At 63.8% G+C, this 25207-nt stretch carries 23 protein-coding genes and 1 tRNA gene; 15 read left to right on the forward strand and 9 right to left on the reverse strand.

Annotated features, from left to right (window positions below):
• Positions 1-59 precede the first annotated feature (59 nt).
• The 12 genes from C2U30_RS13095 (at position 60) to rraA (ending at position 14662) form a co-directional block, all read left to right on the forward strand.
• A complete protein-coding gene (locus tag C2U30_RS13095) occupies positions 60-980 on the forward strand; it encodes a LysR family transcriptional regulator (RefSeq protein ID WP_103243895.1) in 921 nt (306 codons plus the stop codon).
• Between the two features lie 272 nt (positions 981-1252).
• Positions 1253-1894, forward strand: coding sequence for a TetR/AcrR family transcriptional regulator (locus C2U30_RS13100; protein WP_103243896.1), 642 nt, complete (start codon positions 1253-1255; stop codon positions 1892-1894).
• Complete coding sequence (gene hlyD, locus C2U30_RS13105; RefSeq protein WP_103243897.1) at positions 1891-2859, forward strand: secretion protein HlyD; 969 nt, start codon at positions 1891-1893, stop codon at positions 2857-2859. The genes C2U30_RS13100 and hlyD overlap by 4 nt, the downstream gene beginning before the upstream one ends.
• The gene (locus tag C2U30_RS13110; RefSeq protein ID WP_103243898.1) at positions 2856-4625 is read left to right on the forward strand and encodes an ATP-binding cassette domain-containing protein; all 1770 of its coding nucleotides are present in this window, start codon (positions 2856-2858) and stop codon (positions 4623-4625) included. Before hlyD ends, C2U30_RS13110 begins: the two co-directional genes overlap by 4 nt.
• The gene (locus C2U30_RS13115; protein WP_103243899.1) at positions 4622-5731 is read left to right on the forward strand and encodes an ABC transporter permease; all 1110 of its coding nucleotides are present in this window, start codon (positions 4622-4624) and stop codon (positions 5729-5731) included. The genes C2U30_RS13110 and C2U30_RS13115 overlap by 4 nt, the downstream gene beginning before the upstream one ends.
• Positions 5732-5734: 3 nt before the next feature.
• On the forward strand, positions 5735-6835 hold the full coding sequence (locus C2U30_RS13120) for an ABC transporter permease (RefSeq protein ID WP_103243900.1): 1101 nt from the start codon (positions 5735-5737) through the stop codon (positions 6833-6835).
• Between the two features lie 296 nt (positions 6836-7131).
• Positions 7132-9678: a nitrite reductase large subunit NirB gene (gene nirB, locus C2U30_RS13125; RefSeq protein WP_199767276.1), complete on the forward strand. Its 2547-nt coding sequence runs from the start codon at positions 7132-7134 to the stop codon at positions 9676-9678.
• A gap of 100 nt (positions 9679-9778) precedes the next feature.
• A complete protein-coding gene (gene nirD / locus C2U30_RS13130) occupies positions 9779-10096 on the forward strand; it encodes a nitrite reductase small subunit NirD (RefSeq protein ID WP_041202829.1) in 318 nt (105 codons plus the stop codon).
• A 137-nt stretch (positions 10097-10233) separates the two neighbouring features.
• Entirely contained in the window at positions 10234-11046 is an 813-nt protein-coding gene (nirC, locus tag C2U30_RS13135) for a nitrite transporter NirC (protein ID WP_103243902.1), read from the forward strand.
• Between the two features lie 12 nt (positions 11047-11058).
• A complete protein-coding gene (gene cysG, locus C2U30_RS13140) occupies positions 11059-12465 on the forward strand; it encodes a siroheme synthase CysG (protein WP_103243903.1) in 1407 nt (468 codons plus the stop codon).
• Between the two features lie 132 nt (positions 12466-12597).
• A complete protein-coding gene (gene mgtE, locus C2U30_RS13145) occupies positions 12598-14022 on the forward strand; it encodes a magnesium transporter (protein ID WP_045522860.1) in 1425 nt (474 codons plus the stop codon).
• 154 nt (positions 14023-14176) lie between these two features.
• Entirely contained in the window at positions 14177-14662 is a 486-nt protein-coding gene (rraA, locus tag C2U30_RS13150; RefSeq protein WP_010676045.1) for a ribonuclease E activity regulator RraA, read from the forward strand.
• A gap of 271 nt (positions 14663-14933) precedes the next feature.
• Here the strand turns inward: rraA and C2U30_RS13155 are convergent, their stop codons facing one another.
• The 3 genes from C2U30_RS13155 to C2U30_RS13165 all read right to left on the reverse strand — a co-directional run bounded on the left by C2U30_RS13155 (position 14934) and on the right by C2U30_RS13165 (position 17478).
• Positions 14934-15608, reverse strand: coding sequence for a 7-cyano-7-deazaguanine/7-aminomethyl-7-deazaguanine transporter (locus C2U30_RS13155; RefSeq protein ID WP_103243904.1), 675 nt, complete (start codon positions 15606-15608; stop codon positions 14934-14936).
• A 144-nt stretch (positions 15609-15752) separates the two neighbouring features.
• Positions 15753-16040 (reverse strand): DUF3630 family protein, encoded by a 288-nt coding sequence (locus C2U30_RS13160; RefSeq protein ID WP_041211964.1) that lies wholly within the window; start codon positions 16038-16040, stop codon positions 15753-15755.
• 10 nt (positions 16041-16050) lie between these two features.
• Positions 16051-17478 carry a protein adenylyltransferase SelO gene (locus tag C2U30_RS13165; protein ID WP_103243905.1) on the reverse strand — a complete coding sequence of 476 codons (1428 nt, stop codon included), beginning with the start codon at positions 17476-17478 and terminating at the stop codon, positions 16051-16053.
• 103 nt (positions 17479-17581) lie between these two features.
• Between C2U30_RS13165 and C2U30_RS13170 the strand changes: the two genes are divergently transcribed.
• Positions 17582-17884, forward strand: coding sequence for a c-type cytochrome (locus C2U30_RS13170; RefSeq protein WP_103243906.1), 303 nt, complete (start codon positions 17582-17584; stop codon positions 17882-17884).
• Positions 17885-17975: 91 nt separating this feature from the next.
• Here the strand turns inward: C2U30_RS13170 and recQ are convergent, their stop codons facing one another.
• Positions 17976-19811: an ATP-dependent DNA helicase RecQ gene (gene recQ / locus C2U30_RS13175; protein WP_103243907.1), complete on the reverse strand. Its 1836-nt coding sequence runs from the start codon at positions 19809-19811 to the stop codon at positions 17976-17978.
• 133 nt (positions 19812-19944) lie between these two features.
• Here recQ and C2U30_RS13180 point away from each other — a divergent pair, with 133 nt between their 5' ends.
• Complete coding sequence (locus C2U30_RS13180) at positions 19945-20409, forward strand: thioesterase family protein (RefSeq protein ID WP_199767277.1); 465 nt, start codon at positions 19945-19947, stop codon at positions 20407-20409.
• Between the two features lie 123 nt (positions 20410-20532).
• The gene (locus C2U30_RS13185; RefSeq protein WP_010676052.1) at positions 20533-21060 is read left to right on the forward strand and encodes an AbiTii domain-containing protein; all 528 of its coding nucleotides are present in this window, start codon (positions 20533-20535) and stop codon (positions 21058-21060) included.
• A 235-nt stretch (positions 21061-21295) separates the two neighbouring features.
• Here C2U30_RS13185 and C2U30_RS13190 read toward each other — a convergent pair.
• The 5 genes from C2U30_RS13190 to potA form a co-directional block, all read right to left on the reverse strand.
• Positions 21296-21372, reverse strand: a tRNA-Pro gene (locus C2U30_RS13190).
• A 140-nt stretch (positions 21373-21512) separates the two neighbouring features.
• On the reverse strand, positions 21513-22238 hold the full coding sequence (locus C2U30_RS13195; RefSeq protein WP_103243909.1) for an MOSC domain-containing protein: 726 nt from the start codon (positions 22236-22238) through the stop codon (positions 21513-21515).
• A 48-nt stretch (positions 22239-22286) separates the two neighbouring features.
• Positions 22287-23129: an ABC transporter permease subunit gene (locus tag C2U30_RS13200; RefSeq protein WP_010676054.1), complete on the reverse strand. Its 843-nt coding sequence runs from the start codon at positions 23127-23129 to the stop codon at positions 22287-22289.
• Positions 23126-24031 carry an ABC transporter permease subunit gene (locus C2U30_RS13205; RefSeq protein ID WP_010676055.1) on the reverse strand — a complete coding sequence of 302 codons (906 nt, stop codon included), beginning with the start codon at positions 24029-24031 and terminating at the stop codon, positions 23126-23128. The genes C2U30_RS13200 and C2U30_RS13205 overlap by 4 nt, the downstream gene beginning before the upstream one ends.
• Complete coding sequence (potA, locus tag C2U30_RS13210; RefSeq protein WP_010676056.1) at positions 24028-25182, reverse strand: polyamine ABC transporter ATP-binding protein; 1155 nt, start codon at positions 25180-25182, stop codon at positions 24028-24030. Before potA ends, C2U30_RS13205 begins: the two co-directional genes overlap by 4 nt.
• Positions 25183-25207: the final 25 nt, after the last annotated feature.

Raw genomic sequence — 25207 nt, forward strand, 5'->3', positions numbered from 1 at the left:
GGCAACTCGCGTATCATGAAGGGGTCGGCCCGTCAGGTGCCGCCTGCGAGGAGACGACCATGACCCCGGATTTCAACCTGCTGATCACCCTGGATGCCCTGCTGGAAGAGGGCAGTGTGGCGGGCGCCGCCAGACGGCTAGGCCTGAGTGCTTCCGCCATGAGCCGGGCCCTGGCAAGGCTGCGGGAGACCACGGGGGATCCGCTGCTGGTGCGGGCGGGACGCGGCCTGATCCCCACCCCCCGGGCGCAGACCCTGCGGGATGAGGTCGCCCGCCTGGTTCAGGAGACCCGGGCCGTGCTGCGCCCCCAGCAGGAAGTAGACCCGGCGAGCCTGGAGCGCACTTTCCGCCTGCGATCCAGTGACGGCTTCGTGGAGGCGGTGGGCCCCGCCCTGCTGGCGCGCCTCGCCGTCGAGGCCCCAGGGGTGCGGCTCCACTTTCTGGCCAAACCCGACAAGGAGAGCGGCCCCCTGCGCCGTGGCGAGCTGGACTTCGAGACCGGGGTGATCGGCGCCACCACGGCCCCCGAGCTGCGCACCCAGGCCCTGTTCCAGGACCACTTCGTCGCCGTGGTGCACCCGGACCACCTCCTCTGCGACGGCCCCCTGACCGTGGCGCGCTATGCCGCCGCGCGCCACGTACTGGTCTCCCGCCGGGGCCAGCCTCACAGCCCCATCGACGAGATCCTCGCAGGCCAGGGGAGGCGGCGCACCATCACCACCCTGGTACCCGGGTTTGCGACGGCGCTGGCCCTGGTCAGGGAGAGCAATCTGGTGGCGACGGTGCCGCACCTGCACTGCGCCAGCCTGCTCGGCGATCTGGTCACCCTGCCCCTACCCTTCGCTCTGCCAGGGATCCGGGTCGCCCTGCTCTGGCACCCCAGTCAGGATGCCGATCCGGGCCACCGCTGGCTGCGCGCCCTGATACGGGACACCTGCGCCCGGCCCCCCTATCACACCGGGGCCACCGACACCCCCTGATCCGGGTCAGGCAGCGCCCGGCTCCATCACAGGCCCCTTGTGGCCCGGGCGCCCGCACCCGAGACCAGAAGCGCCTGTCACCACCCCGTCACACCGACATGCCTGTGGCTTGGGCACAAGCGGTGGTGCCTTCCCCCTGCCGGACGGGGATCACGGCCCCTCAGAGCGGGGCGGATCACATTGCGGGCAAAAAGATCCTGCTGCCCGCTTCCGCATTTTTTATACGGCCGTATAATTGCGTAAAAAATGCATACACCAGGAGCACCAGCCAGATGCACCCCACCCGTCAGAAACTGCTCGATACCGGCCTCGCCATCGCCACCGAGAAAGGGCTGAGCGGCCTGACGGTGCGCGAGCTGGCGGCGGCGGCCGAGGTGAACCTCGGCTCCTTCGTCTACCACTTCGGCAACCGCGACGCCTTTATCGACGAGCTGGTGGAGCTCTGGTACGCCCCCCTCTATGACGAGCTCAAGGCCGTGGCAGCCAAGGGCTCCTACCCCTCTGCCATCGCCATGTTCGAGGCCACCATGGAGGCGCTGATCGGGCTGGTGGCGCGCCAGCGCGGCTTCATCAACCACCTGTTTGGCGATGCGCTGGCGGGGGAAGGGGCGGCCCAGCGCTTTCTGCTCAGCCTGCCGCGCCGTCACCCCCTGCTGCTGATCGAACAGGTACGGATGGCACAGGCGGAAGGGTCGCTGGTCGCGGGTCACCCGCTCCAGCTGATGATCTTCATCATGGGGTCGGTCGGCCTGCCGCTGGTGATCGCCGGCAGCGGTCGTCAGCTCGGCTGGCTGCCCGAAGAGGCCGCCCCCTTTCTCAGCCAGATAGACAACCCAGAGGCCGCCAGACAACGGCTGGTATGGGCCCTGCGCGGCCTGCGCCCCACCGATATGAAAGAAGGAGAAGCGGCATGAAACAACGCATTGCAATCCTGGCCCTGCTGCTAACCGTTATCGGTGGCTACCTCTGGTGGCAGGGGCGCCCGGCCGACGGCTCCATCCTCTACGGCAACGTCGACATTCGCGACGTCAATCTGGCCTTTCGGGTCGGCGGCCGCGTCGTTCAGGTGCTGGTCGATGAGGGGGATAGGGTAAAAGCGGGTCAACTGCTGGCCCGCCTCGATCCGGCCCCCCTCACCCACAGCCGCGACAGCGCCTTGGCCAATCTGGCTGCGCTCACTGCCGCCAACGCCTTGATCCACAAGGGCTATCGCAGCGAAGAGACCGACCGGGCCCGGGCCGCACTGGCCGCCGCCGAAGCCGCCGCGCTGGAGGCCGACCAACAGTGGCGCCGCCAGAGCGCATTGGCAGCCACCGGCGCCATCTCCCGTGGTCAGCTCGATACCGCCCGCTCCCAGCGGGATCAGACCCAGGCGCAGGTACGCTCGGCACGCGAACAGCTCGCCCAGCTCGAAACCGGCTACCGCCCGGAGGAAATCGCCCAGTCCGATGCCCAGCTGGAAGGGGCCAACGCGGCGCTCGCCAGTGCCGAACTGGCGCTGGCGGATGCCAACCTGACCGCCCCCAGCGATGGCATCATCATCAGCCGCGCCGTCGAGAATGGCAGCATGGTGCAGAGCGGAGCGACCGCCTTCAACCTCTCCCTGACCGCACCGGTCTGGGTGCGCGCCTATGTGGAGGAGCCCTGGCTCGGCCACTTCCCGAGCGGCGCCAAGGTGACCCTCACCACCGACTCGCGGCCGGACAAGCCCTATCACGGGGTGGTGGGCTTTGTCTCGCCCACCGCCGAGTTCACCCCGAAATCGGTGGAGACGCCGGATCTTCGCACCCACCTCGTCTACCGGCTGCGCATCGTGGTGCAGGACCCCGACCCGGCCCTGCGCCAGGGGATGCCGGTCACCGTCAGGCTGGCGCCATGAACAGCGCTATCTCCCTTGAGGGGCTCACCAAACGCTTTGGCGAGCGGGTCGCCCTCAACGCCATCTCGGCCACCATTCCGGCTGGCGGCATCACCGGGCTGGTCGGCCCCGACGGCGCGGGCAAGAGCACCCTGCTGCGCCTGCTGGCCGGTCTGCTGATCCCCGAAGCGGGCACCATCCGGGTGCTGGGGCTGGATCCGGTGAGCGAGGGAGACCTGCTGCGTCAGCGCCTCGGCTACATGCCCCAGCAGTTCGGCCTCTACGAGGATCTCAGCGTGCTGGAGAACCTCACCCTCTACGCTGACTTGCGCGGCGTACTGGAGCCCGAACGCACGCCCACCTTCGCGCGGCTGCTCGCCTTCACCGATCTCGCCCGCTTCACCGCACGACCAGCGGGCAAGCTCTCTGGCGGGATGAAGCAGAAACTCGGGCTGGCCTGCGCCCTGCTTGGCACCCCGGATGTGCTGCTGCTCGACGAACCGGGGGTCGGAGTCGATCCCATCTCCCGCCGCGCCCTCTGGCAGATGGTGCGCGAGCTGGCCAAGGGAGGGATGACGGTGCTCTGGAGTACCGCCTATCTCGATGAGGCGGAGCTGTGCGACCACGTGCTGCTGATGGCGGATGGCGAGGTGCGCACCAGCGGCACGCCGGCCGATCTGATGGGGGCCATGGCCAGCCGCTGCTGGCTGCTGGAGGCGGGGCAGCTGGATGGCCGCGAGCGGCGCGCCCTGCTGCGCCGGGCACTGGCTCACCCGGCGGTGATGGATGGCGCGGTGGCGGGGGAGCGGGTGCGCCTGCTGCTGCACCCGGGCATGACGCCCCCGCCGCTCCCGGAGCTGCAACTGGCCAACGGCGCCTTTCAACCAGCCCAGCCCCGGCTGGAGGATGCCTTTATCGACCTGCTCGGCGGCGGCCCCGGCGGGGAGTCGAGCCTGGCAGCCGGGATGCGGGAAGCCGAACTGCCGCAAGGGGTCTCCCCCGAGGCAGTGATCGAGGCGCGCCACCTCACCAAACGCTTCGGCGATTTTGCCGCCACCGATGATGTCAGCTTTGCGGTGCGCCGCGGCGAGATCTTCGGCCTGCTCGGCCCCAACGGGGCGGGCAAGTCCACCACCTTCAAGATGGAGTGCGGCCTGCTGCGCCCGAGCGAGGGGCAGGCGCTGGTGACCGGCATCGATCTGGCCCACAGCCCCTCGGCAGCGCGCCAGCGCCTCGGCTACATGGCGCAGAAGTTCTCCCTCTACAAGCAGCTCACCGTGGCCCAGAACCTCTCCTTCTTCGCCGGTATCTACGGCTTGTTCGGCCGCCACCAGCAGACGCGGATCGATGCCATGGTGACTGCCTTTGCCCTCGCCCCCTGGCTCGATCAGAAGGCGGAATCCCTGCCGCTCGGCCTGCGCCAGCGCTTATCGCTGGCCTGCGCCCTGCTGCACGAGCCGCCGCTGCTGTTCCTCGACGAGCCCACCTCCGGGGTCGATCCGGTGACCCGGCGCGAGTTCTGGTCGCACATCAACGCGCTGGCCGACCACGGCGTCACCGTGCTGGTCACCACCCACTTTATGGATGAGGCGGAGTATTGCGACCGCATTGCCCTCATCTATCGCGGCAAGCTGCTGGCCCTCGGCACCCCGGACGATCTCAAGGGGCTGGCCGCCAAAGAGGCGGCGACCTCTTTGCCAACCGGCTCCTTGCCGACCTGTTCTTTGCCAACAATGGAAGAGGCCTTTATCACCCTGGTCGAGCGGGCCAGCGAGGAGGAAGCATGAGCATCAACCGTCGGCGACTGCTGGCCCTCTGCCGCAAGGAGACGCTGCAAATCGTCCGTGACCCGAGCAGCATCCTCATCGCCTTCATCATGCCGGTGGTACTGCTGGTGGTAATGGGTTACGCCATCAATCTGGATGTGGACCATCTGCGCCTCGGCATCTGGCGCACCGACAGCGGCGCCCCGGCGGTGCGGCTGGAGCAGGCCCTGCGCGGCTCTACCGCGCTGGAGATCCACAGCGGCCCGAGCAAGGAGTCCCTGCTCGCCACTCTGGCCCGTGGCGAGATCCGCGGCCTGCTGGTAATCGACGACGGCTTCTCCCGCGCGCTGGCCGGTCAGGGTAATGGCACGCCACAGGCGCTGCTGCTGACCGACGGCTCCGAGCCCAACACCGCCAACTTCGTCACCAACTATGTGCAGGGGATCTGGCAGGGGTGGCTCGCGGGCGAAGGGGTCGCCATGCCCGTGTCGATAGAGAGCCGCGCCTGGTTCAACCCGGCGCTGGTGAGCCGCAACTTTCTGGTGCCGGGCTCCATTGCGGTGGTAATGACCATCATTGGGGCCCTGCTCACCTCGCTGGTGGTGGCGCGGGAGTGGGAGCGCGGCACCATGGAGGCGCTGCTCGCCACCCCGGTCACCAAGGGGGAGCTGCTGCTCTCCAAGCTGCTGCCCTACTATGGCCTTGGCATCATCGCCATGCTGCTCTGCCTGCTCTTCTCGGTGGCGGTGATGGCGGTGCCGTGGCGCGGCTCCCTGCTGCTGCTCTTTCTGGTCACCAGCGTCTTTCTCGGCAGCGCCCTCGGGCTCGGGCTGTTCCTCTCTACCGTGATGCGCAGCCAGTTCAATGCCGCGCAGGCGGCGCTGATCGCCGCCTTTTTGCCCGCCGTGATGCTGTCGGGCTTCGTGTTCGAGATCGCCAGCATGCCGCCTTGGCTTCGGGCCATCACCCACCTCATTCCGGCCCGCTACTTCGCGAGCTCCCTGCAGACCCTCTATCAGGCGGGCAGCGTCTTCTCGATCCTGCTGGTCAACGGTTTCTGTCTGCTGCTGCTGGCGGGTTTCTGGCTAGCCCTGACCGCCCGCAAGACGCGGCGCACCCTGGAGTAACCCATGCTGATCCGACTCTGGTGGCTGATCCGAAAAGAGCTGCAGGCCCTGATAGGCAATACTCAGGGGCGCTTTCTGCTCATCATGCCGGTGCTGCTGCAAACCGCCCTCTTCCCGTTCGCCACCACTCTGGAGGTGACCGGCAACACGCTGGCCATCTACAACCAGGATGGCGGTGCCCAGAGCCGCGAGCTGCTGGAGCGCCTCACCCATATGCCCGCCTTCACCACCATCATCCCGGTGCAAGGCGAGGCGGGCATGACCGCGGCCATCACCGGGCAACAGGCACTGCTCGGGCTGATTATTCCGGGGGATTTTTCACGCCGGCTGGCGCGGGGCGAACCGGCCAAGGTGCAGCTGATCATCGACGGACGCCGCTCCAATGGCGGTCAGGTGGCGACGGGTTACATCAGCCAGGTGATCGCCCGCTGGCAGAATGAAGAAGGGAACGCAGGCAAGGCGCCGCCGACCCTCGCGGTGCGCAACCTCTACAACCCCAACGTCGAGTTCCACTGGCATATCCTGCCGGCCCTGGTGGCCATCATCACCACCACGGGGTGTCTTATCGTCACCGCCCTCTCGGTCGCGCGGGAGCGGGAAGAGGGCACCTTCGATCAGCTGCTGGTCTCCCCCCTCACCGCAGGCTGGATCATGGCGGGCAAGGCGGTGCCCGGCATCCTGGTGGCGGTGGGACAAGGGTGCATAGTCGCGCTGGCCGCCCGTTTTGTCTTTCACCTCCCCTTTGCCGGCAGCCTCAGCCTGCTGATGGCGGGCATGGTCTGCTACGGGCTGGCACTGGCCGGGATCGGGCTCTTCATCTCCTCATTCTGCTCGACCCAGCAGCAGGCCTTTCTCGGGGTCTTCTCCTTCACCGTACCGGCGGTGATCCTCTCGGGCTACATCTCGCCGGTGGAGAACATGCCGCAGGTGTTCCAGTGGCTGGCGGCCATCGACCCCCTCACCCACTTCATCGTGCTGCTCAAGGGGGTCTTCCTCAAGGGGTTCGACTGGTCGGCCGCCTGGCCCCTGCTCTGGCCGCTGCTCGCCATCGCCGGCGTCACCCTGTCGCTGGCGCTCGCCATGTTCCGCCGCCATATCGCCTGACGTGCCGCTTTGATCAGCTGATGCCGGTCTCGTCCAGTGCGAGACCGGCCTTTTTCCGACAGAAGTTTTCACTCCCCGGCAGTTGGTAAACCGGGCTTTCCCTCCACCATTCCTCACCCCGAGCCAGCCCAGAAATCATCAACTGGTATACCTATTTTTGTATAGTATTGAATTTTCTCGAATTACCCCTGAGGAGATATATAAATAGACACTTGATTTGCATCAATCGCCCACCCCTGCCGACTGGGTAGCCTAGCCCCAGAATGATGTTTTATTACTCCAAACTTGAGGCAACTATGAGCAAAGTCAGACTGGTCGTTGTGGGCAACGGCATGGTGGGGCACCGCTTCATCGAAGAGCTGATCGAGCGGGCCGATCCGGGCCGCTACGAGATCACCGTCTTCGGTGCAGAACCCCGTCCCGCCTACGATCGCGTCCATCTCTCCTCCTACTTCTCCCATCACACCAGCGAAGATCTCTCCCTCGTCAAACCCGGTTTCTACGACAAGCACGGCATCCGCCTGCTGCTCGGCGAAGCGGTGAAAAAAATCGACAGGGCCAACCGCGAAGTGCATTCCAACAAGGGCACAGTGGTCGAGTACGACAAGCTGGTGCTGGCCACCGGCTCCTACCCCTGGGTGCCGCCCATTGCGGGCAGTCAGCACCACGAGTGCTTCGTCTATCGCACCATCGAGGATCTGAAAGCCATCCGCAGCGCCGCCAAGAGCGGCAAGAGCGGGGTGGTGATCGGGGGCGGTCTGCTTGGCCTCGAAGCCGCCGGCGCCCTCAAGGCGCTGGGTCTCGAAACCCACGTGGTGGAGTTTGCTCCTGTGCTGATGGCCGAGCAGCTCGACGGTCAGGGCGGCCAGCTACTGCGCCGCAAGATTGAATCCATGGGCGTGCAGGTACACACCAGCAAGAGCACCAGCGAGATCCTGATGCATGGCGGCGAGCAGGCGAAACACCGCCTCGCCTTTGCCGACGGCAGCCAGCTGGAAGTGGATGTGGTGGTCTTCTCCACCGGCATTCGCCCGCAAGATACCCTGGGCCGTTACGGTGATCTCGCCATCGCCGACCGTGGCGGCATCGTCATCGACGATCACTGCCTCACCTCAGACCCCGACATCTATGCCATCGGCGAGTGCGCCGCCTGGCAGGGCCGCTTCTTCGGGCTGGTGGCACCGGGCTACAAGATGGCCCAGATCACCGTCGACCATCTGCTCGGCGGTGACAGCCGCTTCGAAGGGGCAGACATGAGCGCCAAGCTCAAGCTGCTCGGCGTCTCCGTCGGCTCCATCGGTGATGCCCACGGCCGCACCCCGGGCAGCCACAGCTATGTGTTCCAGGACGATCAGGCCGGCGTCTACAAGAAGATCGTGGTGAGCGAGGACAACAGCCGATTGCTCGGCGCCGTGCTGGTGGGTGACGTGGAAGATTACGGCAACCTGCTGCAGATGATGCTCAACGCCCTGCCGCTGCCGAGCCACCCGGATACCCTGATCCTGCCCGCCTACGCCGGAGCCAAACCGACCCTGGGGGTGGATGCCCTGCCGGAGAGCGCCCAGATCTGCTCCTGCTTCGACGTCTCCAAGGGCGACATCGCCAAGGCGGTGGCCGAGGGGCACACCACGCTGGCCGCCATCAAGCAGCACACCAAGGCCGGCACCGGCTGCGGCGGCTGTGTGCCGCTCATCAGCCAGGTGCTCAACGCCGAGCTGGTGAAGCAGGGCATCGAGGTCAACAACCACCTCTGCGCCCACTTCCCCCACTCCCGTCAGGAGCTGTTCCACCTGGTCAAGGTGGAGGGGATCACGAGCTTCGACGAGCTGCTGGCCAAGCACGGTCACGGCCATGGCTGCGAGGTGTGCAAACCGACCGTCGGCTCCATCCTCGCCTCCTGCTGGAACGACTATGTGCTGAGCCCGCTCAACACCCAGTTGCAGGACACCAACGACATCTTCCTCGGCAACATGCAAAAGGACGGCAGCTACTCCGTCATCCCGCGCATGGCCGGTGGCGAGGTAACCCCGGAAGGGCTGCTGGCGGTGGCCGAAGTGGCCCGCGACTACAAGCTCTACACCAAGATCACCGGCGCCCAGCGCATCGGCCTGTTCGGGGCCCAGAAGGATGATCTGCCCGCCATCTGGCGCAAGCTGCTGTCGGCGGGTTTCGAGACCGGACAGGCCTACGCCAAGGCACTGCGCATGGCCAAAACCTGCGTCGGCAGCACCTGGTGCCGCTTCGGCGTGCAGGACAGCGTTGGCCTCGGGGTCTTCCTCGAGAACCGCTACAAGGGGATTCGCACCCCGCACAAGATGAAGTTCGGCGTCTCCGGCTGTACCCGCGAATGTGCGGAGGCCCAGGGCAAAGACGTCGGCATCATCGCCACCGATGCTGGCTGGAACCTCTATGTGGGCGGCAACGGCGGCATGAAGCCGCGCCACGCCGACCTGCTGGCGTCTGACCTCGACCGCGAGACCCTCATCAAGCTGATCGACCGCTTTATGATGTTCTACGTCACCAGCGCCGACAAACTGCAGCGCACCTCGGTCTGGCTCGGCAACCTGGAAGGGGGCGTCGACTACCTGCGCGAGGTGATCGTCGACGACAAGCTGGGGCTGGCCGAGACGCTGGAGCGTGATATCCAGACCCTTATCGACAGCTACGAGTGCGAATGGTCGCGCACCCTCAACGAAGAGGAGGCGCTCAAGCGCTTCAGCCACTTCATCAACAGCGACAAGCGCGACCCGGACGTTCAGTTCGTCAGCGAACGCGACCAGCACAGACCCGCCACTCCGGCCGAGCGCATCCCCGTCTACCAGATCGAGGTGGAGACCAAATGATGAAATTAGCCTGCCAACTCAACGGCATCCTGATGGGCTGCATGGACGTTTGCGCCCTGCTCGATAGCCAGTCCATCCAACTCGAGGTGGAGATTAAGCGATGAAACTTGCCTGCCAACTCAACGACATCCTGCCGGGAACCGGCGTCTGCGCTCTGATCGAAGGTCGCCAGATCGCCCTGTTCCGCCCGAGCGCGGCCGCCGAAGTGTTCGCCATCGACAATCGGGATCCCTTCTTCGCCGCCAACGTGCTGTCGCGGGGCCTGATCTGCGAACACGACGGCGAGCTCTGGGTCGCCAGCCCGCTCAAGAAGCAGCGCTTTCGCCTGAGCGATGGCCACTGTTTCGACAACCCCGCCATGTCGGTGCAGAGCTACCCCGTTGAAGTGCGCGACCAGCAGGTCTGGGTTGCCGTCTAACACCAGACCCCACCCCGGCCCTCCCCTTCACAGGTGAGGGAGCAAAAAGCTCCTCCCCCTTGACAAGGGGGAGGCTGGGAGGGGGTTGAAGAAACAGTCAGGGCTGCCCGTGGGCGGCCCTCTTGAAGGAAACAAAGATGTATACCGAAACCATCAACAAGTGCGCCGCCAACGCGGCCCGCATCAACCGCTTCGAGCGCAGCGACAAGCTCGGCTTCTGGCTCAGCTCCGCCATGGCGGGGGCCTATGTGGGCCTCGGCATCATCCTCATCTTCACCCTCGGCAATCTGGTGGATCCCGCCATCCGGCCGCTGGTGATGGGGGCCACCTTCGGCATCGCCCTGACGCTCGTCATCATCGCTGGCTCCGAGCTGTTCACCGGCCACACCATGTTCCTCACCTTCGGGGTGAAGACGGGCAAGATCACCATGGCCGACCTGCTGCGCATCCTGCCGCAGACCTGGGCGGGCAATCTGATTGGCTCCATCGTGGTGGCGCTCATCTACTCCTACGGCGGCAGCCTGCTGCCGGACGCAGGCAGTCTGGCCCACAAGGTGGCGCTGGCCAAGACCCAGGCACCTGCCTTGACCCTGTTCATGAAGGGCGTGCTGTGCAACTGGCTGGTCTGCCTCGCCATCTGGATGGCGCTGCGCACCGAAGGGGCCGCCAAGTTCATCGCCATCTGGTGGTGTCTGCTGGCCTTTATCGCCTCAGGCTACGAGCACTCCATCGCCAACATGACCCTGTTCGCCCTCTCCTGGTTTGGCGCCCACTCCGAGGCCTACACCCTGAGCGGCATCGGCCACAACCTGCTGTGGGTGACCCTGGGCAACACCGTCTCCGGCGCCCTCTTCATGGGCCTCGGCTATTGGTATGCCACCCCCAAGGCTGAGCGCCCGGTCGCGGTGAGCGAGACCACCACCACTGCCAGCCAGACCCAAACCGCCTGATCAGGAGGCCCCATGGACTACTTGCCCATCTTTTGCCGACTCGACAACAAACCCGTGCTGCTGGTCGGCGGCGGCGAGGTAGCACAGCGCAAGGCGCGCCTGCTGCTGGATGCCGGTGCCCAGCTCACCGTGGTCGCGCCCGAACTCGACCCCGAGCTGGCGGAACTGGCTGCCAACGGCAGCATCGAGTGGCTGGCCGGTGAATTCGCATCGGAACAACTGGCGGGCAAGTGGCTGGTGGTGGCCGCCACCGATCGGCGCGAGGTGAACGCCCTGGTCTACCAGAGCGCCAATCAGGCGCGGATCTTTGCCAACGTGGTGGATGACCCGAAACGCTCCAGCTTCATCATGCCGTCGATCATCGATCGCTCGCCGCTGATGGTGGCCATCTCCTCCGGTGGCAAGGCGCCGGTGCTGGCCCGGCTGCTGCGGGAAAAACTCGAGGCCCTGCTGCCGCAACATCTGGGGGCCGTGGCGGCCTTCGCCGGCAGCCTGCGGGAGCGGGTCAAGGCCCGCTTCGCCACCATGGGCGAGCGGCGCCGCTTCTGGGAACGGCTGCTCGGAGCCGACCGGCTCGGGCAGGCACTGGCACGGGGTGATAGCGCCTCAGCCCATCAGCTGGCCGACAGCCTGTTTGCCGACGAAAGCCAGAGCGCTGGCGAGGTAGTACTGGTGGGAGCCGGCCCCGGCGATCCAGGTCTGCTCACCCTGCACGCCCTGCGCCAGATGCAGCAGGCCGACGTGGTGGTCTATGACCGGCTGGTCTCGGACGAGGTGATGGCCCTGGTGCGCCGCGACGCCAAACGCATCTTCGTCGGCAAGCAGGCGGGCAACCACTGCGTGCCGCAGGAGGGGATCAACCAGCTCTTGCTGGAGGAGGCGAAGAAGGGGCAGCGGGTGGTGCGGCTGAAGGGGGGTGACCCCTTTATCTTCGGCCGTGGCGGCGAGGAGCTGGAGACGCTGGTCGGCAGCGGCATCGGTTTTCAGGTGGTGCCGGGGATCACCGCGGCCAGCGGCTGCGCGGCCTACGCCGGTATTCCGCTGACTCACCGCGATCACGCCCAGAGCGTGCGTTTCGTCACCGCCCACGGCAAGGGTGGCGCCCGGGATCTCGACTGGCCGCTGCTGGCCAAAGATCGGCAAACGCTGGTCTTCTATATGGGGCTCTCCTCCTGTGCCACCATCCGCGAACAGTTGCTGACCCACGGCAAGGGGGGCGACACCCCGGTGGCGCTGATTGAGCGTGGCACCCAGCCAAGCCAGCGGGTCATTCGCGGTACCCTCGATCAGTTGCCCGAGCTGGCGGTGGGGGTCGAGAGCCCGGCCCTCATCATGGTGGGTTCGGTGGTGACCCTGGCCGACCAGCTTGCCTGGTTCGGGCAAGGAGGCGCCGCAGACGCGGCCCTGGCCTCGGCCTGATCGCTGCATCCATTCCAACGCCACCCTCGGGTGGCGTTTCTTTTTCTGCATTTACTGTCATAACCTCTTGTTTTGAGTCTGGTATCCTATGGGGACTGTCCGCCGGATCACCGAATTCAGGAATTCTGCTTCATGTCCCTCCCCCCCAAGAACAGCGCCAAACAGCGTGAACACGACAGAGCCCGCATCCTCACGCTGCTGCTGGCTGATGATGCCCTCACCGAGAGCCTGCTCGACCCGCAAGGGGAGCAGGACGCAGAGCTTCGGGACCAGACCAGCGAGCTGACCCGGCTGGTCAACAGCCTGCCCGCCGCCGATATCGCCGATGCGTTGGAATCCCTGCCGCCGGACGAGCGCCACGTGCTGTGGCAGCAGGTGGATGCAGACAAGCACGGCCAGATTCTGGTGGAAGCGTCGGAGACGGTGTGGGACAGCCTCATCAGCGGCATGAGCGACAAGGAGCTGCTGCACGCCCTGAGCACCCTCGACATCGACGACCAGATCTACCTGGGCCAGCACCTGCCCCGCAACCTGATGGGGCGGCTGCTCACCTCCATGGCGCCGGTGGACAGGGACAAGGTGCGGGAGGTGATCCGCTACGGCAAGCACACGGTCGGCGCCATGATGGACTTCGAGCTCATCACGGTGCGGCCCGACGTGACCCTGGCCACCGTCCAGCGCTATCTGCGCCTGCGCGGCCAGATCCCCGAGAACACCGACAAGCTGTTCGTCACCGATCGGCGCAACCGGCTGCAGGGGGAGCTGCCCCTCACCGCCGTGCTGCTGCACAAGCCCGAAACCCTGGTGAGCGACGCGATGGAGAAGGATCCGGTCACCTTCGATCCGGAAGACAACGACGAGGCCGCCGCCCGCACCTTCGAGCGGGACGACCTGGTCTCCGCCGCCGTGGTGGATGCCAGGGGCAAGCTGATGGGCCGGCTCACCGTCGCCGAGGTGGTGGACCTGGTCTATGAGGAGAGTGACACCGACCTGCGCCGCATGGGGGGGATCAGCGAGGAAGAAGACGTGTTCGCCCCCGTCTCCAAGGCGGTCAAGACCCGCTGGGCCTGGCTCGCCATCAACCTCTGCACCGCCTTCGTGGCATCGCGGGTGATCGGCCTGTTCGAGCACACCATCTCCCAGCTGGTGGCGCTGGCGGCCCTGATGCCCATCGTCGCCGGGATCGGCGGCAACACCGGCAACCAGACCATCACCATGATAGTGCGGGCACTGGCGCTGCAGCATATCCAGACAGGCAACGTCTCCTTCCTGCTGTGGCGCGAGCTGGGGGTGGCGCTGATCAACGGTCTGGTGTGGGGCGGCATCATGGGCATCGCCACCTTCCTGCTCTATCAGGATGCGGCGCTGGGAGGCGTGATGACGCTCGCCATGATCCTCAACCTGCTGGTGGCGGCCCTGATGGGGGTCATCATCCCCATGACCATGAGTCGGCTGGGGCGCGACCCGGCGGTGGGGGCCAGCGTGATGATCACCGCCATCACCGACACCGGCGGCTTCTTCATCTTCCTGGGGCTGGCGACCCTGTTCCTGCTCTAGGGCCCGAGGCTGACCGTCTGCGGCTCCTGCCATGACACGGGGCCGCTTTCGCGCAAAAACGGCATTTCACGCCACTGGGCAAGGAATAGTCGTTGAAATGCCAACCCCACTCCTTATACTGGATCCACCTGTTTCCAGCGGTGGATCTGACACAATGGAATACAACACTTCAGAACTGTGCGACATCTATCAGGACATGGTGGATGTACTCGAACCCATGCTCTGCTCCTTCGGCGGCCGCGCCTCTTTCGGCGGCGTCATCACCACAGTCAAATGCTTCGAATCGAACGGTCTTATCCGTGAACTGGTCAAGGAGAACGGCGTTGGTCGCGTGCTGTTGATCGACGGTGGCGGCTCCATGCGTCGTGCCCTGATCGACAGCGAGATCGCCACCACGGCGGCGGAAAATGAATGGGAAGGGATCGTCTGCTACGGTTGCGTCCGTGAGGTCGATATCCTGGAAGATCTCGACATCGGCATTCAGGCCCTGGCGGCCATTCCGGTGGGCGCCGACAGCAAGGATATCGGGGAAACCGATCTGCCGGTCAACTTCGGCGGCGTCACCTTCCTGCCGGATGACCACCTCTATGCCGATACCACAGGGGTGATCCTCTCCCCCGATGCCCTCGACATCGAGTAAACAGCGCTGAGTGAAAATGGGTGCCCTGGCTCCCATTTTTTATGCCCGCTGATGGCGGAAAAGACGCAAAAAAAGAGGGCCAGTAAACTACTGGCCCCTTAACTGGAAGCAATGTGAGCAATGTCGTGCCTTCACAAGAAGTCCATCACGTTGGAACAAATGAAGTCTTTCCCGGAAAACAAGTTAACAATAATCATTCTCATTTAACTGTGCAAGCCTTATTTGCGAAGATCGCAAAAAAATTGACCACCCATGGGGGTAGTCAATCTCATCAGGCTTGTCGCGTAGCAGCTTGCAGGCCAGCCAATCCGGCCTCCCCCACCAGCTTGCGGCTGAGATAGCGCAGCAGCACACCGTAAAGCGGCACAAACAACCCCATACTTATCAGTAACTTGAATACGTAATCCACGGTCGCGATCTCGACCCAGTGCTCGGCCATGAAGGGATCCGCGCTGCGCCAGAAGGCGATGCTGAAGAAGGCGATGGTATCCACCAGATTGCCGAACAGGGTGGAGGCCGCCGGTGCCACCCACCAGGCTTTCAGCAGGCGCAGGCGGTTGAACACCACCACATCCATGAACTGGCCCACCAGATAGGCCATAAAGCTGGCTAACGCGATCCGGGCAACAAAGAGATTGAACTCTGCCAGATTGCCCACCCCCTGGAAGCTCCCTTCGAAGAAGAGCACCGAGAGCACGTAGGACACGGTCAATGCCGGCAGCATCACGGTCTGGATGATCTTGCGCGCCAGGCCGGCGCCGAAGATCCGCACCGTCAGATCGGTGGCCAGGAAAATGAACGGGAAGCTGAAGGCACCCCAGGTGGTGTGGAAGCCAAAGATGGTGATCGGCAGCTGCACCAGGTAGTTGCTGCTGGCAATGATCAGGATGTGGAACAACGAGAGACGCATCAGTGCCGTCTGGTACTGAGCCGGAGTCAGGTTCATATTGTGACCTTTTTGGTTAATGGGGTTAGGGAACCCATATCGCCACCATGGCGATAATCAAGGGGCGAGATTATACGCCCCAAAATTGATAGTTCAATCTTTATGCGGTTATCTCAAGGGATTGACTCGCATCGCACGCAAAGCTCACTCCCGGGACTGCCGAGCCAGCCAGAGCAGCGCCTCCGCGTCGTCCGGCTGCACCGCCGCCAGCCAGCAGCCGCTGTAATGCTCGTACTCGAGCCGAAAGCGGCTGCCTTCAAACTCCAGCAGCCAGCTGTGGCGATCCGCCCCCCACTCCCGCTCGAGGGCTGCCAGCTCCCACTCCTGCAACAGGGCCTCGGCCAAGGTCGGGAAGCTGTCCCAGTCAAGGCCCGGGCAGGTCAGCATCACCACCCCGGCTTCCCTGTCTGTCTGCGTGATACGCCAGTTCATCTGTGGTTCCTCAACTGCTGCACGAGAGCTCGCCCCCGCAATACCAGCCCGGATGCGGAGTGGCGAGATCCTCGTATGCCGGTTGCTCATCATAGGGATGCTGCAGGGCCGCAAACAGCCGCTCGAACGGCGCCATGTCGCCCTGCTCTGCCGCCTCGATCACCTGCTGGGCCAGCGCGTTGCGCAGCACATACTTGGGATTGACTGCATCCATCTGCCCCTTGCGCACGCCATCCTCGCTCCCTTCCCGGGCGAGGCGCGCCCGATAGGCCTCAAGCCACCCTTGCCAAGCGGCAGGCTCCAGCAGCAGCGCCAGCAGGCTGGCGGGCCACGCTCCCTCTCGCGTCACCTCACCGAGACGTCGCAGGAAGAGGTGGTAATCCACCTTGTGCGCCGCCAGCAGCCGGAACAACTCGCGGAACAGCGCCGGATCCTCCTCTTCCCACACCGCCAGCCCCAGCTTGGCGCGCATCAGCTCGGAGTAGTGCAACATCAGCTGGTGCTCGTACTGGGCCAGGGCCGACGCGAGCGCGTCGCCATCCACATGGCCGGCCAGCGCCTGTGCCAGCTTCTGCAGGTTCCAGTATCCGACCGCAGGCTGCTGATCCAGCGCATAGCGACCATCCGGATCCGAGTGGTTGCAGACGAAGTCCGGCACATAAGCGTCGATGAAACCGTAGGGGCCGTAATCCAGGGTCAACCCGAGCAGGGACATGTTGTCGGTGTTCATCACCCCGTGACAGAACCCCGCCGCCTGCCACTTGGCGATGAGCCGCGCGGTGCGGCGCACTACTTCGGCAAACAGCTCGGCGCCATCGGCCAGCTCGGGGCAGTGGTAACGCCGCGCATAGTCGATGAGGGCGGGGATCTTCTCCCCCTGCCCGCTCCAGGCGAAATACTCGAAATGACCGAAGCGCAGATGGCTCGGCGCGGTGCGCAGCACGGTCGCTCCGCTCTCCACCAGCTCCCGGTAGACAGGCTCGTCACTGCCCAGCAGCACCAGAGCCCGGGTGGTGGGAATGCCGAGGGCATGCAGCGCCTCGGAAGCCAGGTACTCGCGAATGCTGGATCGCAGCACGGCACGGCCGTCGCCGAAGCGGGAGAATGGCGTCTTGCCCGCCCCTTTGAGGTGCAGGTCCCAGCGGCTGGCATCAGGCGCCAGCTGCTCCCCCAGCAGCAGAGCGCGGCCATCCCCGAGGCGCGGGCTGTAACCACCGAACTGGTGGCCCGCATAGACCTGGGCCACCGGCTGCATGCCCGGCAGGGGCTGCCCCTGGCCGCAACAAGCGAGCCACTGCGCCTCGCTCACCTCCCCGAGCCCCAGCTCACCAAGCAGCGCACGGTTCAGATGCAGCAATCTGGGGCCATGCAGCGGCTGCGGGGCAACGGGCTCGCAAGCCCAAGGGAGTTCGGTGGCAAAAGTGTTGATCAACTTCATGGTGATGGAGGTTGTCCCTGCGTATGCTCGTGTCACTCTTTATACCGCCCCCGGCCATTTCCGGCTAACAGGCGATCGCGTATTTCAGATCAAGGAGAAGAAGATGCAGAAATGGGTGTATGCCCTGCCTTTGCTGGCTCTGGCCTGGGGACACAACGCCAGGGCGGCGGATATCGAGGCTGGCAAGGCCAAGGCTGCGGTGTGCGCCGCCTGCCACGGCGTCGTAGGCAAGGCGAGCGTGCCGGTTTATCCTCACCTGGCGGGCCAACAGGAGGCCTATCTGTTGAAACAGCTGAAAGCCTTCAAGGATGGCAGTCGCAAGGAGCCTTTGATGGTGCCCTTCATGGCCCCGCTCAGCGAGGCGGACATGGAAAACCTGGCGGCCTATTACGCCAGCCTGAAATAATTCACGGCGTCCGGATAATGGGCGCCTTCCCCCTGATGTGCCCCCCTCCCGGCCTGAGTCTGCCGCAGTCGATGATGCTCGCTAATCAACCCTAGCGCCGGCAGTAGTCGATTATCAGGTCCATAAAGGCTTCACCGAAGCGTTCCAGCTTGCGGTGGCCAACGCCGTTGATCGCCAGCATTTCGTCTTCCGTCATCGGCATGAGCTGTGCCATCTCCACCAGGGTCGCATCGTTGAACACCACGTAGGGCGGCACCTCTTCATCCTCGGCGATCTGTTTGCGCAGGGCGCGCAGCTCCTTGAACAGCCGCTTGTCGTAGTTGGCGTTGTCGAGCAGGCCGTTGCGCTTCTCCTTGCGACTGGAGATGGGCTGCAGGCGGGGTACCGCCAGTTCCAGCTTCACCTCGCCGCGCAGCACGGGGCGGGCCGCCTCGGTCAGCTGCAACACCAGGTTGCGGGTGATGTTCTGGGTCAGCAGGCCTTTGTGGATCAGCTGGCGGATCACGCTCATCCAGTACTCGTGGCTCTGATCCTTGCCGATGCCGTAGGTCGAGAGCTTGTCGTGGCCGTGATCCTTGATGCGCTGATTGAGCGAGCCGCGCAGCACCTCCACCACATAGCCTACTCCGAAGTTCTGGCCCACCCGCCAGACGCAGGAGAGTGCCTTCTGGGCGTCTTCGGTGCCGTCATAGCTCTTGGGCGGATCGAGGCAGATGTCGCAGTTGCCGCACGGCTTGTCGTTGTACTCACCGAAGTAGTTGAGCAGCACCTGGCGCCGGCAGGTCTGCGCCTCGGCAAAGGCCGCCATCACGTTGAGCTTGTACTGCTCCACCTGCAGCTGCTGGGGATTCTCGATGTTGTCGAGCAGGCGGCGCACCCGGCCGATGTCGGCGGGATCGTAGAGCAGCAGCGCCTCGGCGGGGGTGCCATCGCGGCCGGCGCGACCGGTCTCCTGATAGTAGGATTCGATGTTCTTGGGGATGTCGTAGTGCACCACGAAACGCACGTTGGGCTTGTCGATCCCCATGCCGAATGCCACCGTCGCCACCACTATTTCGATGTCATCCTTGAGGAAGGCTTCCTGGGCCTGCTGACGCTGCTCGAGCGGCAGGCCGGCATGATAGGGAGCCGCCTTGCAGCCGTGACGGGAGAGCCGCTCGGCCACCTCCTCCACCCGGTTGCGGCTGGAGCAGTAGACGATGCCGCAGTTGCCCTTTTGACTCTGCACATAGCGCAGCAGCTGCTCGGCCGCCTTGAACTTTTCCACCAGGCTGTAGCGGATGTTGGGCCGGTCGAAGCTGGCGGTGTGGATAAAGGGATCGTTGAGCTCCAACCGGTGCAGCATGTCGCTGCGGGTCGCCTCGTCGGCGGTGGCGGTGAGCGCCACCACGGGCACCTGGGGGAACCACTGCTTGAGCCGGCCCAGCGCCGCATATTCCGGCCGAAAATCGTGCCCCCACTGGGAAACACAGTGCGCCTCGTCGATGGCGAACAGACCGAGCGGCAGCTCGGCCAGCCGGTCCATGAACTCATGCTGCAGCAGACGCTCGGGGGAAACATAAACCAGTTTGATCTCGCCGCGGCGCATGGCGGCAAAGTTCTGGATCATCTCCTCCCGGCTCAGGGCCGAGTTGATGTAGGCCGCCGCCACACCGTTGGCACGCAGGGTGTCGACCTGATCCTTCATCAGCGAGATGAGGGGAGAGACCACCACCCCGAGCCCCGGTCGCAACAACGCCGGGATCTGGTAGCAGAGCGACTTGCCGCCGCCGGTGGGTTTGAGCACCAGGGCATCGCGCCCCGCCACTATCTGCTCGATAATCTCGAGCTGGCCCGGCCGAAATTGCTGATAGCCGAAGACCGCCTGCAGCAAGGCTAGCGGTGTCTCTGGCTGAGGGTCAGGCAGGGTTTCGGCAATCGCAGTCATGGGCTCTCCTTTGGGGTCGCCATTCTAAAGCAGCCGCCGCCCACAATAAACCTGCCATTGCGACTGTTAAGGAAGTGTTGCAGACTGGCTGGAGTTTTTACTCGGCTATGCCGACAGGGATTGGACTCAAGGAATGAAACAGATGCTCAAGAAGATGGCGCTCAGTGGCATTGCCAACCTGTTTGCCGAGAAGATGCCGTTCAACAAGCTGATCGGCATGCAGGTGACCCACTACGACTTCGGCAAGGTGGAGCTGCGCATCAGGATGGACGAGAAGCTGATCGGCAACCCCTTCCACAACATTTTGCACGGCGGTGTCACCGCCAGCCTGCTCGACGTGGCGGGCGGCATGATAGTCGCAGCGTCCTGCATCGACGAGCTGGAGGACTTCTCCCCCAGCTATCTCAAGGAGCGCTTCTCGCGGCTTGGCACCATCGATCTGCGGGTGGACTATCTTCGTCCCGGTCGCGGCAACGAGTTCATCGCCACCGCCCACATCATCCGGGCAGGCAGCAAGGTGGCGGTCGCCCGCATGGAGCTGCACAACGAAGAGGGCACTCACATCGCCTTCGGCACGGGGACCTACCTCGTCGGCTAATGGTTTTTATTGCATAAAAAGTGCGCTTCTAAGCTGATTTTAATCATTAGAATTCTTACCCCCTCTTCCGCTCAGGGTCCATACTGAAAGTCGGGATTCTGTGCAGAGGGAGGATTGCAGACGATGAGCGCGATACTGGCTACCCAACCATCCAGAGCCTTGCTGACACGACTTGAGGCCATGCGCGAAGAAGTGCAGACCCCAGAGTGCCGTCACTGGTTGGAACAGGAGCTGGAGGGGTATTCTCTCTGTTCACCCCTGCCCTGGTATCGCATCATTGCCTGTCGGCAACGCGGTCACTTCCTGAATCTGAAGACGGGAAAATATCTGACTTGCCATATCGGCAGCCAAACGCTAAGCCAACGCGACCTGGCCCAAGTTCAGTTCATCTATGCCCGTGAACCCGCCGCCCACTATTTACTGCGTCACGATTCCCACATCGAGCCCTGGCCGGAATCGCTGCTGGAAGCGTATCGAGAGCAGCTGATCCCTGGTCATCTCTGCCTGCAAGCCTGGCATGAGCCCGTGTCTTCGCTGCGTTCACAACTGATGGAGGGAATAGCACATTTCATTAGTGAGTACCCCAAGCATGCGGCCCTGCAAACCCAACACGGTTTCAAGGCATTGCGGCATCAACACTGGCATATCTGAATGAGCGCCTGGGGCGCAAGGAGGGCACCATCGACAAGACCCATAACGAGATTGTCACAATCTAGAGTGCCGGAGTCAGGATCAGACTCCACCAGTGGGGCCACCGAGCGGTGGCCCTTTTAGTTGGGCAGATGAGGGAGATCGGAGCAGTAGAAGCAATCGACAATGGAAATGTCAGCTTTGCTTCAACAAACCAAATGCGAAAAGGCCGCTCATTGAGCGGCCTTTTCAAATGTGGTCGGTGTGAGAGGATTCGAACCTCCGACCCCTTCGTCCCGAACGAAGTGCGCTACCAAGCTGCGCTACACACCGATGTCTGCGGGGCGAGAATTTACCGAAAGCCCCGACCCGACACAAGCCTTTTTTTGCATTCACTCTAAAAAAATGGCTTTACGCTCAATAATTCAGCGAGTCGCAGCAAAAATCGCCACAAGGTATCTTTCCGCCTGCCTTCAGTCCTGTCGAGGCAACCTGAACTCGGTCGGCCCCAGCAAACGCCGGCTCCAATCCGCCACCACACCATGTTCAAGCCAATGGGCCGCATGCTGGCGCCAGTTGGGAGAGAGCGCCGGGTTCTCCAGCAGCAGTTGCAGATCTTCCTCATTGCGGGCCTGGTTGAACAGGATGTCGGCGGTGCGCTTCACCGTCAGCTCAGGGTAGGGTCTGTCCACCAGTGTCAGCTCCCCCTGCGGATCCACCCTTCCCTCTTCCAGCACCCGCAGCAGCCAGCCACAGCGACCACTCAGCTGCATCACCTGGGAGAGCTGGCCATAGCCAAAGCGCTGGTTGAGCTTGAAACAGGGGGATCTGGGCTGGCTTATCTGGATCAGCGCCTCTCCAAGTCGATAAACATCGCCGATGCAGGCCTGCGCCTCCGTCAGCCCCGAACCAGAGAGATTCTCGCCAAAGGCGGCAGGCTGCCAGGGTGTGCGTGGTACAGGCAGTCCCAGCGCGGTTTGCCAGGTTTTCCACCAGGCGTAGTGCTCCGCAGGGTAATGGTGCAGGGCCCGATCCGGGCCGCCATGATGGCGTCTGTCGCTCTGCTCATCCCCGCGAAGGCCGAGGAAATCGCACCACAGAGGGGCGTTGGCAGGCTGCTTGTGGATGGCACTGATGAGGCCGGGGGTCTGCTCTGGGTTCAGTTCGGCGCTCTGGCCGATGAAGAGGGAGATCCGCATTCCATTCTCCTGACGGATGGGGGAATGCGGATCTTATCACGGGGCAGGTCAGGCAACTGCCTGCATCTGGGTGGTCATGGCGATTTCGGCACGGCGGCGTTTCTCCGCCCGGGCCATCAGATACCAGCTACCGAAGGTGAACAAGGATACCGACAGCAGGATCAGACTCGCGATGGCGTTGATCTCGGGCTTCACGCCGAGACGCACCGCCGAGAACACTTCCATTGGCAAGGTAGTCGAACCCGGGCCGGAGACGAAGCTCGCCAGCACCAGATCATCCAGCGACAGGGCGAACGACATCATGCCACCCGCCGCCAGCGACGGGGCGATCATCGGAATGGTGATCAGGAAGAACACCTTCCACGGCTTGGCACCCAGGTCCATGGCCGCCTCCTCGATGGAGAGATCCAGCTCCCGCAGCCGCGCCGACACCACGATCGCCACATAGGCGGTACAGAAGGTGGTATGCGCTATCCAGATGGTCAGCATGCCCCGCTCCGCGGGCCAACCCACCAGCTGGGCCATGGCCACGAACAGCAGCAGCAGGGAGAGACCGGTGATCACCTCGGGCATCACCAGCGGCGCCGTCACCATGCCGCCGAACAGGGTCCGGCCACGGAAGTGAGGGATCCGGGTCAGCACGAAGGCCGCCACCGTCCCCAGCGCCACCGCCGCGATGGCGGTGTAGAAGGCGATCTCCAGGGAGCGGAACACGGACCCGATCAACTGTTTGTTGTCGAGCAGGCCGAAGTACCACTTGAGCGACCAGCCCCCCCACACCGTCACCAGCTTGGAGGCGTTGAAGGAGTAGATGACCATGATGATCATGGGCAGGTAGATGAACAGCAGCCCCAGCCACAGCATCAGCTTGGCAAAACCGAAACGTCTCATGCCTTGCCCTCCAGCTCTTTGGCCTGGTTGCGGTTGAACAGGATGATGGGAATGATCAGCACTGCCAGCATCACCACCGCCAGGGCGGAGGCCACCGGCCAGTCACGGTTGTTGAAGAACTCCTGCCACAACACCTTGCCGATCATCAGGGTCTCCGGGCCACCCAGCATCTCGGGGATGACGAACTCGCCCACCACCGGGATGAAGACCAGCATGCAACCGGCGATGATGCCGTTCTTGGAGAGTGGCACCGTGATCTGCCAGAACCGGGTCAGGTTGCGGGCACCCAGATCGGAGGCCGCCTCCAGCAGGCTCTGGTCGTGCTTGACCAGGTTGGCGTAGAGCGGCAGCACCATGAACGGCAGGTAGGAGTAAACGATGCCGATATAGACCGCCAGGTTGGTATTGAGGATCTGCAGCGGTTCGTCGATCACCCCGATGCCCAGCAGGACGCTGTTGAGCAGGCCGTTGTTGCTGAGGATCCCCATCCAGGCGTAGACCCGGATCAGGATCGCCGTCCAGGTCGGCATCATGATGAGCAGCAGCAGAACGGTCTGGGTCTCCTTGTTGGCCCGCGAAATGGCGTAAGCCATGGGATAACCGATCAACAGGCAGAGCAGGGTGCTGACCAGGGCTATCTTGAGGGACCCCAGATAAGCCGCGATGTAGAGCTCATCCTCCTGCAGCAGCAGGTAGTTGCCCAGGTTGAGCAGTATGGTGAGCTGATTGTCTGCCCAGCTCACCACGTCCGTGTAGGGCGGGATGGCCACGTCCGCTTCGGCGAAGCTGATCTTCACGACGATGATGAAGGGCAGCAGGAAGAAGAGGAACAGCCAGAAGAAGGGGATGCCGATCACCAGCTGCCGCCCTCCCACCTGTTTGAGTCGTCTCAATGCCTTCATGATTGCAGCACCACGCCGCTGTCATCTTCCCAGTAGAGGAACACCTGGTCATCCCAGGTCGGCCGTTTGCCGTGGCGTTCGGCATTGGCGATGAAAGCCTGAACGATTTTGCCCGAGGGCAACTGGATGTGATACACGGAATGGCCGCCCAGATAGGCGATGTCATAAACCTCGCCCTTGGTCCAGTTGAAGTCCGGATGCTCGATCTCTTCCGGCTTTTGCAGGCTCATCAGCAGTTTTTCCGGACGCAGGGCATAGGTGACCTTCTTGTTCTCCGCCCGGGAGCTGATGCCGTGACCCACATAGATGGGCTGCTCCAGATCCGCACAGGCGATGATGGCGTGGTCCTGCTCATCCTCCACCAGCAGGCCGTCAAACAGGTTGACGTTGCCGATGAACTCGCACACCAGCCGGCTGGCCGGGGTTTCGTAGATGTCCATCGGGCTGCCGATCTGCTCGATGCAACCGAGGTGCATGATGGCGATCCGCTCGGCCATGGTCATGGCTTCTTCCTGATCGTGGGTCACCATGACGCAGGTCACGCCGACCCGCTCGATGATCTCGACCAGCTCGAGCTGCATGGTGGAGCGCAGCTTCTTGTCCAGCGCCCCCATGGGCTCGTCCAGCAGCAGCAGCTTGGGACGCTTGGCCAGGGAACGAGCCAGGGCCACCCGCTGACGCTGACCACCGGAGAGCTGGTGCGGCTTGCGGCGGGCGTACTGGGTCATCTGCACCAGCTTGAGCATCTCTTCCACCCGGGCATCGATCTCCGCCTTGGGCAGGCCATCCTGCTTGAGGCCGAAGGCGATGTTCTGGGCCACCGTCATGTGGGGGAACAGGGCATAGGACTGGAACATCATGTTGATGGGGCGCTCGTACGGCGGCATGTCGGTAATGTCGACGCCGTCGAGGAACAGCCGTCCTTCCGTGGGTCGCTCGAACCCGGCCAGCATCCGCAGCAAGGTGGACTTGCCGGAGCCGGACCCACCCAGCAGGGCGAAGATCTCGCCCTTGTGGATGTTGAGAGACACGTTGTCGACCGCCAGCGTTTCGTCGAACTGCTTGCTTACCCTGTCTATTTTGACCAGCACTTCTTTACGCTGCTGGCTGCCCTCGAGGGCTTTCTTGTAGGCACTGGAGGCTATCGCCATTACCAAACTCCCAAAGGTGATTCCG

It is taken from the genome of Aeromonas sp. ASNIH5, from assembly GCF_002902865.1.
Classification (GTDB): Bacteria; Pseudomonadota; Gammaproteobacteria; order Enterobacterales; family Aeromonadaceae; genus Aeromonas; species Aeromonas caviae.